The organism is Nonomuraea sp. NPDC052129, assembly GCF_040680095.1.
In the GTDB taxonomy this organism is placed as follows: Bacteria; Actinomycetota; Actinomycetes; order Streptosporangiales; family Streptosporangiaceae; genus Nonomuraea.
On sequence record NZ_JBFAVX010000009.1, the window covers coordinates 80,102 to 92,198 of the forward strand.

The 12,097-nt window shown below is 68.9% G+C and carries 18 protein-coding genes and 1 riboswitch; of the genes, 8 read left to right on the forward strand and 10 right to left on the reverse strand.

Annotation, left to right across the window (positions count from 1 at the left end):
* Positions 1–122: pentapeptide repeat-containing protein (locus AB0L53_RS21665; RefSeq protein ID WP_363997042.1), on the forward strand; the 122-nt coding region annotated here is incomplete at its 5' end.
* Here AB0L53_RS21665 and AB0L53_RS21670 read toward each other — a convergent pair.
* Positions 116–718 (reverse strand): NAD(P)-dependent oxidoreductase, encoded by a 603-nt coding sequence (locus AB0L53_RS21670; protein ID WP_363996455.1) that lies wholly within the window; start codon positions 716–718, stop codon positions 116–118. The two genes, AB0L53_RS21665 and AB0L53_RS21670, sit on opposite strands and share 7 nt — an antisense overlap.
* Positions 719–952: 234 nt before the next feature.
* Between AB0L53_RS21670 and AB0L53_RS21675 the strand changes: the two genes are divergently transcribed.
* From AB0L53_RS21675 to AB0L53_RS21690, 4 genes are read left to right on the forward strand one after another with little or no spacing between them, the layout of a single operon-like run.
* Positions 953–1,330, forward strand: coding sequence for a roadblock/LC7 domain-containing protein (locus AB0L53_RS21675; protein ID WP_357956153.1), 378 nt, complete (start codon positions 953–955; stop codon positions 1,328–1,330).
* Positions 1,331–1,333: 3 nt separating this feature from the next.
* Positions 1,334–2,215, forward strand: coding sequence for a hypothetical protein (locus tag AB0L53_RS21680; RefSeq protein WP_363996458.1), 882 nt, complete (start codon positions 1,334–1,336; stop codon positions 2,213–2,215).
* Positions 2,216–2,244: 29 nt separating this feature from the next.
* On the forward strand, positions 2,245–2,619 hold the full coding sequence (locus tag AB0L53_RS21685) for a roadblock/LC7 domain-containing protein (protein ID WP_225292286.1): 375 nt from the start codon (positions 2,245–2,247) through the stop codon (positions 2,617–2,619).
* Positions 2,620–2,637: 18 nt separating this feature from the next.
* Positions 2,638–3,009 carry a hypothetical protein gene (locus tag AB0L53_RS21690; RefSeq protein WP_358428372.1) on the forward strand — a complete coding sequence of 124 codons (372 nt, stop codon included), beginning with the start codon at positions 2,638–2,640 and terminating at the stop codon, positions 3,007–3,009.
* Positions 3,010–3,074: 65 nt separating this feature from the next.
* Here the strand turns inward: AB0L53_RS21690 and AB0L53_RS21695 are convergent, their stop codons facing one another.
* The 4 genes from AB0L53_RS21695 to AB0L53_RS21710 all read right to left on the reverse strand — a co-directional run bounded on the left by AB0L53_RS21695 (position 3,075) and on the right by AB0L53_RS21710 (position 6,965).
* On the reverse strand, positions 3,075–3,920 hold the full coding sequence (locus AB0L53_RS21695; RefSeq protein WP_363996463.1) for an alpha/beta hydrolase: 846 nt from the start codon (positions 3,918–3,920) through the stop codon (positions 3,075–3,077).
* A gap of 125 nt (positions 3,921–4,045) precedes the next feature.
* Complete coding sequence (locus tag AB0L53_RS21700) at positions 4,046–4,786, reverse strand: hypothetical protein (protein ID WP_363996466.1); 741 nt, start codon at positions 4,784–4,786, stop codon at positions 4,046–4,048.
* A 181-nt stretch (positions 4,787–4,967) separates the two neighbouring features.
* Positions 4,968–5,103: riboswitch (cyclic di-AMP (ydaO/yuaA leader) on the reverse strand.
* Positions 5,104–5,267: 164 nt separating this feature from the next.
* The gene (locus AB0L53_RS21705; RefSeq protein WP_357644044.1) at positions 5,268–5,468 is read right to left on the reverse strand and encodes a DUF5302 domain-containing protein; all 201 of its coding nucleotides are present in this window, start codon (positions 5,466–5,468) and stop codon (positions 5,268–5,270) included.
* Positions 5,469–5,516: 48 nt separating this feature from the next.
* Positions 5,517–6,965, reverse strand: a complete 1,449-nt coding sequence (locus AB0L53_RS21710; protein ID WP_363996470.1) for an MDR family MFS transporter — start codon at positions 6,963–6,965, stop codon at positions 5,517–5,519.
* Positions 6,966–7,021: 56 nt separating this feature from the next.
* Here AB0L53_RS21710 and AB0L53_RS21715 point away from each other — a divergent pair, with 56 nt between their 5' ends.
* Positions 7,022–7,558, forward strand: a complete 537-nt coding sequence (locus tag AB0L53_RS21715; protein ID WP_363996473.1) for a PadR family transcriptional regulator — start codon at positions 7,022–7,024, stop codon at positions 7,556–7,558.
* A 34-nt stretch (positions 7,559–7,592) separates the two neighbouring features.
* Here AB0L53_RS21715 and AB0L53_RS21720 read toward each other — a convergent pair whose 3' ends face one another.
* Together AB0L53_RS21720 and AB0L53_RS21725 are read right to left on the reverse strand one after the other, a co-directional pair.
* A complete protein-coding gene (locus AB0L53_RS21720) occupies positions 7,593–8,450 on the reverse strand; it encodes an aldo/keto reductase (protein WP_363996476.1) in 858 nt (285 codons plus the stop codon).
* 265 nt (positions 8,451–8,715) lie between these two features.
* Positions 8,716–9,144, reverse strand: a complete 429-nt coding sequence (locus AB0L53_RS21725; RefSeq protein ID WP_363996479.1) for a MarR family winged helix-turn-helix transcriptional regulator — start codon at positions 9,142–9,144, stop codon at positions 8,716–8,718.
* A 67-nt stretch (positions 9,145–9,211) separates the two neighbouring features.
* Here AB0L53_RS21725 and AB0L53_RS21730 point away from each other — a divergent pair, with 67 nt between their 5' ends.
* Both AB0L53_RS21730 and AB0L53_RS21735 read left to right on the forward strand, forming a co-directional pair.
* Positions 9,212–10,024, forward strand: coding sequence for a glucose 1-dehydrogenase (locus tag AB0L53_RS21730; RefSeq protein WP_363996482.1), 813 nt, complete (start codon positions 9,212–9,214; stop codon positions 10,022–10,024).
* A 2-nt stretch (positions 10,025–10,026) separates the two neighbouring features.
* A complete protein-coding gene (locus AB0L53_RS21735; RefSeq protein WP_363996484.1) occupies positions 10,027–10,413 on the forward strand; it encodes a nuclear transport factor 2 family protein in 387 nt (128 codons plus the stop codon).
* Between the two features lie 10 nt (positions 10,414–10,423).
* Here the strand turns inward: AB0L53_RS21735 and AB0L53_RS21740 are convergent, their stop codons facing one another.
* From AB0L53_RS21740 to AB0L53_RS21750, 3 genes are read right to left on the reverse strand one after another with little or no spacing between them, the layout of a single operon-like run.
* On the reverse strand, positions 10,424–10,741 hold the full coding sequence (locus tag AB0L53_RS21740; RefSeq protein WP_225292275.1) for a YbaB/EbfC family nucleoid-associated protein: 318 nt from the start codon (positions 10,739–10,741) through the stop codon (positions 10,424–10,426).
* 9 nt (positions 10,742–10,750) lie between these two features.
* The gene (locus tag AB0L53_RS21745; protein WP_363996487.1) at positions 10,751–11,629 is read right to left on the reverse strand and encodes a hypothetical protein; all 879 of its coding nucleotides are present in this window, start codon (positions 11,627–11,629) and stop codon (positions 10,751–10,753) included.
* The gene (locus AB0L53_RS21750) at positions 11,629–11,979 is read right to left on the reverse strand and encodes a hypothetical protein (protein ID WP_363996490.1); all 351 of its coding nucleotides are present in this window, start codon (positions 11,977–11,979) and stop codon (positions 11,629–11,631) included. The genes AB0L53_RS21745 and AB0L53_RS21750 overlap by 1 nt, the downstream gene beginning before the upstream one ends.
* Positions 11,980–12,097 lie beyond the last annotated feature (118 nt).

Consider the following 12,097-nt stretch of genomic DNA (forward strand, 5'->3'; position numbering starts at 1 on the left):
CGGACCTTGAGGAGTCGGACCTTGAGGAGTCGGACCTTGAGGAGTCGGACCTTGAGGAGTCGGACCTTGAGGAGTCGGACCTTGAGGAGTCGGACCTTGAGGAGTCGGACGGAGTTCAGTAGGCGACCGTGATGCGCCGGCGCGGGTGCTCGCCCTTCTCCACCTCGTCGGCGATCGCGATCGCGTAGTCCTCGGCGGAGATGCGGCTGTTGCCCTCGGCGTCCGCGAGAAGCTGGTCGCCGCCGACACGGAAGTGTCCGGTGCGCTCTCCGGGCGCGATCTCCGCGGCCGGGGAGACGTAGGTCCAGTCGAGGTCGTCGACCTCGCGATAGAGGCCGAGAGCGCTCCGCTGGGCCAGCGCTTCCTTCTTGTACATCTCCGGGAAGCCGGGCGTGTCGACCAGGTCGACACCGGGCGCCACCTCCAGGCCGCCGGCGCCGCCGACGACGACGAGCCGCCTGACCCCGGCGGCGCGGACGCCGTCGATGAGGGCGCGATGGGCGTCGAGGAACGGTCCCTCGGGCTCGCTCCCGTCGCGGGGCGGCGCGATCGCGCAGATCACCGCGTCGTGGCCGCGGCCCAGCGTGTCGGCGTCGCGCACATCTCCCTTGACCGGTCCCGACCTGCTGACACCGGTCACCTCGTGGCCGCGGGCCGCCAGCTCGGCGGCAATGCGCTGACCGACCATGCCGGTCGCGCCAAAGAGAAGGATCTTCATATTCTCCAGAGTATCCATTGGATACTGGCGAGCTGGGCCAAGAATAATGTGAGCGATACTCTTAGATGTCGCAAGCAATACTCCCAATCAGGAAATCTCCGTCGCGGTTAGGTTTTTCTCCCCCTTAGCCGTAGACATCTTTAACCTCATACATATCTCGCTTTATCCGATCACCCGGCCGCCATCCGCCGCTCCTACGCTGTCCCCGTCCTCATGACGGCGTGGGAGGGTCACGTGCTGGGACTGGATGACTGCCTGACCGAGGTCATGGCGATACCAGGGGCGCTGGACGCGATGCTGGTGGACCAGACGAGCGGCATGGCCGTGGCTATCAGCGGACCGCCGCAAGGCGTGGACGCCGAGAGCTCCGCCGCCGCCCTGACGGAGACGCTGCGCGCGACCATGGACGGCCTGGCCCGCTCCTGCCCGGGTGAAACTGTTCGTATCGACGACATGCTGGTAACTACCGACAAAGGCCATCATTTACTGAGATTCCTCGAAACGGTATTCGAGGGGCCGCTCGTCATTTACCTGCGCCTCGACCTGGAACGGTCGAATCTCGCCCTGGCGCGATACCGCCTGCTGAACATCTCCCGCCAATTGCTCACCTGAGCCATGGCACCGCTGGACACGCTTCTGGCCGGTCTAGCCCGTGAACGGGCCACGGGCGCCCTCCGCGTGGGCCGGGCCGGGACGATCTTCCTCAGCGAGGGCCGGGTCACGTACATGGAGTGCGCCCAGACGCCCGGCGTCGAGCGGCTGCTGGCGGCACGCGGGCGGCTGCCGGAGACCGCGCTGCGCAGGCTGCAGGCCGACGGGGGCTGCGCGCGCCTGCTGGAGGAGGGGCCCGTCACGCTGGGCGAGCTGCAGTACTGCGTGCTCGGGGCCGTCCTGGACGCCGCGTTCTTCCTGCTGCCGGCCGGCGGGTCGCGGCCGAAGTTCCGGCCGGGCGAGCAGCACTGGCTGGGCGGGCAGTGGTTCTTCGACGTGGCGGGCCTGATGCGGGAGTGCGCGCGCCGCCGCGCCTATCTCGCGCAGATCTGGCCGTCCGCCCAGTTGGACACGGCTCCGGTACGGCCGGCGCAGTGGCTGCCGGGCAGCGGGGTGACTCTGGACTCGGTCCAGTGGGAGGTCCTCACCGGGGCCGGGGCCGAGGCGACACCGCTCGACCTGGCCAAGCGGATCGGCAGGTCCGGCTATTCGGTGCTGCTGGCCGTACGGAGGATGGCGGCGGCCGGGCTGCTGGCACAGCCCGTGGAGACGACCACCACCACGCGCGCCCCGGAAGAGAGCGCGACGAAGACCGGTGAGCACAGGGCGAAGACCGCCGGAGACGGGCAGGGGGCGCTGCCGCAGCGGGGGCGCGTGCCCGCCGCTCAACGGCCGCCGCACGATCCCCGCGCCCCGGGCCTGCCGCTCGGCCCGCCGGTCACGGCGGACCCCACGGACCTGGCCCTGCTGATGCGCCTGAAGAAGGCACTGGAGGAGCTGACATGAGGTTCCCCCGCCCGCAAAGGAGGCCACCGGTGGAGCTGCGTGAAGAGGTGCTCAGGGAGATGGTTCTCCTGCGCGAGCGCACTCCGGACATCAGCGGGAGCGTCGCCTGCACGGTCGACGGCATGAGCATCGCCTGCGACAACGCCGACGGCAGTGGCGAGCAGGTCGCCGCGTTGTCCGCGGCACTGCTCGCGCTGAGCAGGCGAATGACGATCATGACCGGCCAGGGCGTACTGGAGGAGACGCTCATCTCCGGCACCGCCGGCTTCGCCGCCTTCTACGCGGCGGGCCCCACCATCGTCCTCGCAGTCCTGGCTGAGCCCGGCACCAATCTCGGGCTGCTCCGGCTGGAGGGGCGCAAGACGGCGGCCAGCGTGGCCGCCATCTCAGCACGGATTCACTGAGCTTGAACGGAGGAAGGCATGGCCAGCATGGACGTCTCTCTCAAGGAGATGATGACGATCGACGGCTCCATCGGCGCGGTGATCGTCGATCACGGCAGCGGCATGGCGCTGGGGGCGCTCGGCGGCTCCAAGGACCTGGATCTCCAGGTCGCCGCGGCGGGGAACACGGAGGTGGTCAAGGCCAAGCTGCGCACGATGGACTCGCTGGGGCTCAAGGACTCCATCGAGGACATCCTGATCACGCTCGGCGGCCAGTACCACATCATCCGGCCGATCACCGGCCGCGGCGGCAAGGGGCTCTTCCTCTATCTCGCACTGGATCGGGCACGGGCCAACCTGGCGCTGGCCCGGCACCAGCTCCGCGGGATCGAGGAGAAGCTGGAGGTCTGAGAGATCCGGTGGCTCGCGTCCGGGCGCGGCGGACACGAGCCACCGACCTCCACCGATCCCTTACGTCAGCTCGTGGTGAGCTTGGTGATGGCGCCGACGATGTCCGGCCAGAGCGGCCGGGGCAGGTCATGGCCCATACCGGGGAACGTCAGCAGCGTGGCGCCCGGAATCGCCGCCGCCGTGGCGTGGCCGGCGGCGACCGGGACGAGAGCGTCGGCCTCGCCGTGGATGACCAGGGCGGGGATCCCCAGCGTGCCGAGCCGCTCCGTGCGGTCACCGGAGGCCATGATCGCGGCCAGCTGCCGGGTCGTGCCCGGCGGGTCGAAGCACCGGTCGTACGCCTGGCCGGACAGCCGGAGGATGCGTTCCCGGTCCATGTCGAAGCCGGGCGAGCCGATCACCGCCCAGGTCCTCAAAGACTGGGCGAGCACGGCGTCCCGATCGGTCGGGGGCGCGGCGAGCAGCACCGCGCTGGCCTCCGGCGTGGGCGGGGCCACGTCCGGGCCGGGAGTCGACATGATCGAGGTAAGGGTCAGCACCCGCTCGGGGTGCCGGATGGCGAGCGTCTGGGCGATCATCCCGCCCATCGAGGCGCCCACGACGTGGGCGGCGGGCCAGCCGAGGACGTCCATCAGCCCGGCCGCGTCGTCGGCCATGTCGTCCAGCAGATACGAAGAGGACGTCCCCAGTGTGGGAACGCCCTCGTCGTGCAGGTGCGTGGAGAGTCCGGAGTCACGGTTGTCGAATCTGACGACGTGATGGCCCTGCTCCGCCAGGAGCTCGCAGAGCTCGTCGTCCCAGTGGATGAGCTGGGCGCCGAGCCCCATGATGAGGAGCAGGGGACGTCCGCCGGGTGAGCCGAAGGTCTCGTACGCGATCTCGATGCCGTTTGCGGCTGCAAGCGTGGTCACGAGGTCAGAATGACATTCTGTTTCCCGCGACGCAAAGACCGTCAGCTCCGAAATAGACGACCATCAAGGCCGTCGGCTCCGGACCTGACGGCCGTCAGCAAGACCGTCTTCGGACCTGACGGCCGTCAGCGCCGGACGAGCTTGCGGATCCGGTCGCGGCCGACCGTCGAGCCGCCGAACATCGCCAGCGCGACCGCCGCGGCGGCGCCACCGATGGCGTTCGACTCGACAACCTTCTCTTCAGCCTTGTCGGCCTTCTTGGCGGCCACCGGCACAGCCTTGGCGGGAGCGGGCTTGACCGCGGCGGGCTTGTCACCCTCGGCCACGATCTTCGGGGGCTTGGCGGGGTTGTGGTCCACGACGGCGTACGCACCGGTGGAGAAGGGCTGCGGGTAGTTCTTCTTGCCCGGGCCGCTACCCCACTTGGTGATGACATAGTCGATCTTGATGTGGCCCGCGCCACCGTTGCCGTCCACGCCCAGCGTGCTGGAGTTGAAGCGGCCACCGGTCAGGGCGGCGAAGGTCTTGGCGTCGAGGTCGAGCATGACGCCGCTGGAGGACGGCACGCCCGGGCCGCGGTCGCCGACGAAGAAGGGCATCTTCTTGCCCTTGTAGACGACGTAGCCCTCGGTCATGAGCGGCCAGCTCGGGCTGGCGGCGAGCCCCTTCTGCATGGGCTTGCCGCTGGCCGGCAGCCCGGTGTCCCCGGCGCGGCCGGAGGAGTCGTCCCAGAAGTAGGACGCGGTGGTCTTGCCCTTGAGCAGGACCTTCTTGTCACTGCCGGAATCGGCGTGTGCGGCGGTGCCTGCGCCGATGGAGATCGCACCGACGACGGCGGCGGTGAGCATGGCAGATCGAACAGACATGGAGTAGCAAAGTCCTTTATACGGGAACAAGGGGATTGCGCTCGCGAAAGGTGTGCGTAGCCGGGCAAAACGCCAAACGGGCGCTACGCGGAGCGTGGAAGAGCGGGGGGAAGGTGCCGGTCAGTCAGCGGACGACAACACGCGGGCTGGCGGCACGACGCGGGGGTAACGCATGCGGTAGGTGTCCTCTCCATCTCGCCTACCGGGTTAGCTGACGGGTTCGGACGTGGAGATGCCCTACCGACCGCGGTCGGATTCACCCCTAAGGAACGTTTGGTTCCCCGGTTCCCGCGAGCGGGATTCGGCGCCTGCCGGTTGGTACTCCCCTGTTGAAGCCCCAAAGTCACCGGCTGGTAACTCCATGAACTATAGGTACCGAACCGGACAAAGGCAAACATAAGGCCATGAAACGGGCGAAGATCTACCTAGGAGGTCAAGAAAAAAGGGGGTACGGCATGCCGTACCCCCAGAAAAGCTCAGGTCAACCGCCGCTCTTCCGCCTGAAAGAACGCTTGCTGGCGGCGGGCCCGTGAGCGCCGTGAATCTTGGAAGGGTCGTTGCCCCTGCCACCCGCGCTCGAGTCGGCATGCTGGTTACGCTTGCGCTCCAGCGCCTCGCGGAACTTGCGCTTCATCTCGTCCTCGGGAGTTTCGTCGACTTCCGGCTCCGGTGTTTCCGCCATGAGGACCTCCTGGTGTTGGGGACAAGAACCAGCTTCCCATGACGGCGCTCAGGACGCGAAACTGGCCTCGACCTTGGACTGGGGCGTTTCCCGGTCGATCCGCGCACCGGGCATGGCGATCAGGGCCACCAGCGCCACGAGGGCGCCCGCGACACCCAGCGAGGGGATGACCAGGGCCGCGGCCGAGGCGTGCGCGGCAGCCAGTCCGTGCAGCGGCGCCTCGGTGGCGATGACAGAGGTGTAGGCGGTGCCGGCCAGCGCCAGGGCGACCGAGCCGCCGATCTGGCGGAAGAACGTCAGGTTGGCCGAGGCCGTACCCATGTACTGGGGCGGCACCGAGTCCCGCACGGCCACGGTCAGGCCGGAGAGCATCGGGCCCATGCCGAGACCGATCAGCGCCATCCACCCGACGAGCACCCAGGGCGGCGTGTCCAGCGTCAGACCGGCGCACAGCAGCGTGCCCACGACCAGCAGGAACGGCGCCGCCACCAGCCACGGCTTGTAGACGCGCGTCCGGCTGATCAGCGCGCCCACGACCATGCTGCCCACCACCATGGCCAGGGTCAGCGGGTAGATCCGCAGCCCCGACTCGGTGGCGCTGGCGCCGAGCGCCTCCTGGAAGTAACGCGGCAGGAACACCACACCGGCGAACATGCAGAAGGCGGTGAAGAAGGAGGTCACGTTGACCAGCGTGTACGTACGGTTCCGGAACAGGTGCATGGGCATGATGGGCGCCTCGGCCCGCATCTCCACCACCACGAACACCACGAGCGACACCAGAGCCAGCACGATCGGCCCGATCACCGGCACGCTGGTCCACGTGTGGCCGTCGAGCCCCTTCTCGGTCAGGCCGATGAGCAGCGCGCTGATGCCCACCGTGAAGACCCCGATGCCCAGGTAGTCAGGCCGCCCGCCACCATGTCCCGGCTGGCGCGGCAGGCGCAGCACGATGATCGCGATCAGCACCAGGCCGATCGGCACGTTCACATAAAAGGCCCAGCGCCAGCTCGCATGGTCGGTGAAGAGCCCGCCCAGGAACGGCCCGGCGAGGTAGCTGAGCGCCATCACCCCGCCCATCGCGCCCTGCACCCGCGCCCCGCCCTTCTCCGGCGGGAACAGTTCGAGCACCAGGGCGATCGACAGCGGCAGCAGCGCGCCCGCGCCCAAGCCCTGCAACGCGCGGAACAGGATGAGCTGCGTCATGTCCTGCGCCACCCCGCACAACGCCGAGCCCAGGAGGAACACGGACATGCCGATCAACAGCAGCGGCTTCCTGCCGTGCTGGTCCGACAGCCTTCCATAGAGGGGCACGGTCACGGTCGAGGTCAGCAGGTAGGCCGTGACGACCCAGGTGTAGAGATCGACGCCGCCCAGCTCCGTGATGATCCGCGGCAGGGCCGTACCAACGATCGTCTGGTCGAGCATTCCCAAGAACATGCCGCCGAGCACGGCGACCAGCAGGAGGCCATCGCCTCTGCGCTTCGTGTCAATATTCACGTGTGGAGAGTGACATGTAAGGATTGACATGTCAACCCATTGGTATGCTTGCCGACATGTCCCTACGGATCGCGCTGCTCGGGCTCCTCGACGCCAGGGGGCCGGCCAGCGGCTACGACCTGGCGAAATCCTTCGAGCGGTCGCTCAATCACGTCTGGCAGGCCGGGCACACGCAGATTTACCCGGAGCTGGTGAAGATGGCCGCCGACGGACTGGTGGCGGTCGAGTCGGAGGGGGCGCGCGGACGGAAGATGTACGCGATCACGCCCGAGGGCGCGGAGCAGGTGCGCTCCTGGCTGGTCGAGCACGAACCGGTCGGTGCAATACGCAGCGAGGTGGCCCTCCAGGCGTTCCTGCTTCCGCTGCTCGACAGGGAGTCGGCCATCGCGGTGGTCGAGCGCATCAGGGCGGGGTTCCAGCAGCGGCTGGCCGTCCTGGAGTGCAAACCCGAGGACGGGTCGAGGCTCGGCCGGTACGCGCTCAATCTCGGCCTCACACAGGGCCGTTCGGCGCTCGCCTGGGCCGATGAGACCCTGGCCGAGCTGCGCGGGCTGGAGCCGGCCGACCAGCCGGCCCCAGCCCACCTGCAGTAGGACTAAGAAAGCGTCCAGCTATGAAAGCGTCCAGTTAAGAAAGCAGGGACAGCTCTTCAGCGGTGAGGACGAGGTCGGCCGCGGCGGCCGAGTCGACGATGCTCTCCGGCCTGCTCGCCCCGGGGATGGGGATCACCACCGGGCTGCGCGCCAGCTCCCAGGCCAGGCAGACCTGCTGCGGCGACACGCCCCGCGCCGCCGCCACCGTGCCGAACGCCGCGTGCTTGCCGCCGAGCTCCCCCGCCGAGCTGATGCCGCCCAGCGGCGACCACGGCAGGAACGCCACCCCGAGCTCCGCGCACACGTCGATCTCCGGCTCGCTGGACCGGAACTTCGGCGAGTACTCGTTCTGCACACTGGCCAGCCGGCCGCCCAGGATCTCGTGGGCGAGCCTGATCTGTTCCGGGTTGGCGTTGGAGATGCCCGCCATCAGGATCTTCCCCGCGTCGAGCAGGTCACGCAGGCCGCCGAGCGTCTCCTCGTACGGCACGGCGGGGTCGGGCCGGTGATGCTGATAGAGCCCGATCGCCTCCACCCCCAGCGCCTTCAAGGAGCGCTCGCACGCCTCGGCCAGGTAGTCCGGCCGGCCATTGACCTGCCACCCGCCGCCCTCCACCCGGGTGTGACCGCCCTTGGTGGCCACGAGCACGTCGCCGGTGTCCCCGCTCCAGCTGGCCAGGGCCTTGGCCACGATCCGCTCGTTGTGACCCACCTGGTCGGCCGACGGCGTGTAGGCGTCGGCGGTGTCGATGAGGGTGACTCCCGCGTCGAGCGCCGCGTGGATGGTCTTGATCGACTGGGCTTCGTCGGGCATGTGCCCCGCTACGGACATGGGCATGGCGCCGAGCCCGATGGCGCCGACACGGGTCTGGCCGATAGATCGTGTGTTCATGAAACCCATCCTCCCCAGGCCGCGGAGGTGAAGTCGAACCGGGGTCAGGGTAGTCCTCGCCCTGGACTCACTCCATCGACTGGCCCATCGCATCGGCGCCGATGACCTGCCTGGTCATGGGGACCGATCCGGTCACCACGTAGGGACCGTCAGGCGTCACCTCGATGCGCATACGTCTCCACCTCCCGCGGGCGGGGGCCGTGGGCCATGCTTCCCGACGTGGATCGGCCGAAACCCGCAGGCTGAGCCCGGTCCGACCGCCTGTCTAGTCGCGGATGTTCTGCGCTAGCTGGGTGAGAATCTCCTCGAACGAGGCGGTCTGCTCCTCGCTGAGCCCCGTGCGCAGGCGGATGTCGAAGGCCATCGCCACCTCACGCAGCCGGTGGAACAACCGCTCCCCCTCCTCGGTCAACTCGACCACGTGGACGCGCCGGTTGGCGGGGTCCCGGCGGCGGGTCAGCAGGCCGCCGCTCTCCATCGCGTTGAGGTGGTGGGTCAGCGTCGCCCCCTGGATGCCCACTGCCTCGGCGAGCTCGCGCTGGTTGCCCAGCTGCCGGGACTTGATCGAGATGAGGATCTGCCAGACCGGGGCCGACCCGCCGACGGAGGCGAGCGCGTCGTCGAAGGCCCGGCTCACGGTCCTGGCGGTGTTGGTGAGCAGCAGGCCGATCGGTGGCCGGAAGGGTGGCATCATGCCGCCAAGTTTAGCAGCGCCATCTAATCGTTTGACATCTAATGCTTCGATATCTATCGTCAAAGACATGCAGCCAAACCCTTCCCTCAATGGCAAGGTCGCGGTCGTGGCGGGGGCCAGCCGCGGCATCGGCGCCGTCACCGCCCAGGCCCTGGCCCAGGCCGGCGCCGCCGTGGTGCTCGGCGCCCGCGACACGCAGGCGGTCGAACAGGTCGCCGCGGACATCCGCTTCGACGGCGGGCAAGCGCTGGCCGTGTCCCTTGACGTCGGTGACGCGGCGTCGAGCGAGCGGCTGGTCCAGCGGGCGCTGGAGACCTTCGGCCGGCTGGACGCGGCCTTCAACAACGCCACTGACGGGCCGATGCCCGCGCCGCTGGCCGACATCGATCCCGACGAGTTCGACCGGGGCATCCGCACGAACGTGCGCGGCACCTTCCTCGGCATGAAGTACCAGATCCGGGCCATGCTCGCCTCAGGGGGCGGGTCGATCGTCAACATGGCCTCGCTCGCCGGTCTCCAGGGCCACGCGGGCCTGAGCGCGTACGTGGCGGGCAAGGCCGGGATCATCGGACTGACGAAGGTGGCCGCGCTCGACTACGCCGACCAGGGCATCCGCGTCAACGTGGTCGCCCCCGGTCCGATCCTCACCCATCACCTGGAGGCGGCGGGCGAGGAGGCGCAGCGCCTGGCCGGGCTGTCGACGCCCATGCGGCGCGTCGGCCGGTCAGAAGAGGTGGCCGCGGCGGTCGTGTGGCTCTGCTCCGACCAGTCGTCGTTCATCACCGGAGTGACCTTGCCCATCGACGGCGGGCAGGCGGCGGGCAACAAGCCCCCGCGCATGTACCGCCAGGGCCAGCCCATGGAGAGACAGGAGATCTGATCATGACCATCGACCAGCGACTCGACGAACTCAGCAGGCAGTGGATGGAGGCCGAGCGCCGCGGCGACACCGCAGCGCTCGACGCGCTCGCCGTACCCGACTTCACCCTCGTGGGACCGCTCGGCTTCATCCTGAACAAGGACCAGTGGCTGGCGCGCTACCGCGGGGGCGGCATGGTCACGCACGAGATGAGCTGGGCGGACGTCACCGTACGGGAATACGGCGACACGGCGGTGGCCATCGGCATACTGGCGCAGCGCGCCGCGTTCCAGGGCACACCGGCCGACGGGCGCTTCCGCGTCACCCAGATCTCGGTCAAGGACGGGGACCGGCGCCTGCTGGCGAGCCTCCACTACAGCCCGATCGCGGCCCCACCTGGCCGCCCTTGACCCCGCGACGTCAGCGGCCGGGCTCCTCGAAAAGGGCCTGGGTGGCGGTGAAGGTCTGGGCGGTCACGTCATCCTCGGCCTGCCGGGCCGCCTCCATTAGGGCCTCGCACAGCGCCTCGGAGCCCAGCCGCATCGCTCGCGGCGCGATGTGCACGCTCGCCAGCCCGCCGCTGGGCAGGACCTCGACCGTCACCTGCCCGTCCGCCGCCACACCGCGCCCCCTGGCCGACTCCAGTCGGCGCCCCACTTCCTCGAACTGAGCCGTCTGTACCGCGAGCTGCGCCAGCGCCCGGTCGATCTCCGGATCGCCGCTCCTGGGTATGGTCATACCGGCTCCTTATCGGTGGAGGATGAACGCCCGGGGGGCGTGCGCCAAAGCGGATCGGAGCGATCCCTGGACGGACATGTCCCCGTTGGCGACCAGCGCGTAGAGGGTCGCCGCCGACGTGGTCCGCCGGAAGAAGTTGCCCATGGGACCGGTGCCGAGCATGGTCTCGGTGAACCTGGTGGCCGGGATGAACTTGCGTACGTCGCGCAGGGCCTTGATACCGCCGTCATAGGCCAGTTCGGCGACGAAGTGCTTGCCCGCGTACTCCCACAGGTTGCCCATCGGCTGGCCGGTGGCGGCGGAGCTCGCCGCGTGCACGCCGGTCTTCACCGTGGCCCACACGACCGAGTCGGCCACGGCGTCGAGTCCTTCGCGCACCGCGTACGTGCCCACGTTGAACTTGCCCACCTTCGCGGCCAGGATGGTCTTCATCAGCTTCTGGAAGATCGTCTTCTCCAGCCTGGCCCGCGCCACGAGCCACTTGAACACGCCCTCGGCCGCGATCCTGGCCGCCGGGTAGAGATAGCCGAACATCATGGTGAACGCCATGGCGGCCAGCTGGGTGCCGATGATCTTGAGCTGTTCCCGGTGTTCCTCCACCGCGTCGGCGTAGTCGTCGCAGCCGTCGGCCAGTTCGTTCAGCGCCGCCCGCATGGCGGCGTAGCGAGGGGCGAGCTGGTCGGGCCACACGTCCGCGAAGCGGTCGACCGACCGGCTGTCGTTCGCCTTGAGCACGCCCGCGACCCCGCTCTCCGTGTGCTGCGCGAGCGTGCCGATCGCCTTGGCGAACTCGCGCAGCTCCGTCGCGCGGGCCCGCAGGTTGGACACATCTGCCACAGGAACGTGTACCTGGGCGAAATAGGCGAGCGCCTGGAACGGATCGAACATCAGGCGCCTTCCCTGGCCGGTGGGGTCACGGGGATCGGGGCGTCGGGAAGGTCCAGGGCCGCGGGCAGGGTCGCGATGATGTCCTGCTCCAGGTAATGCCAGAGTTTCCGGAAATCGCGGAGGTTGCCGGCCGTCGTGAAGTTCTTGTCGGCGATGGCGTCCATGTGATGGGTCAGGGCGGTGTAGCCGGCGTGGTACCACTCGGCGAAATCGCGGCCCTCGTCGTCGCCGCCGACCAGGCCGGAGGTGTCTCCCAGCTTCCAGGAGTTCAGGCGGCGTTCCACGACGTCGTCGCCCAGCTTGTCGAAGAGTCCGGCCAGCTCGCGAATGGACGCCCAGTCGATCTGCACCCGGTCCGACGCGCCAGGCCGGTGGGTTGGGGTTGGCGTGTACGTCGGGGAGGGTCTCGGCGTGGGGATCGGCGTGTACGCAGGGGCGCTTGGCGTCGGGCTCGACGGCGTGGGGGTA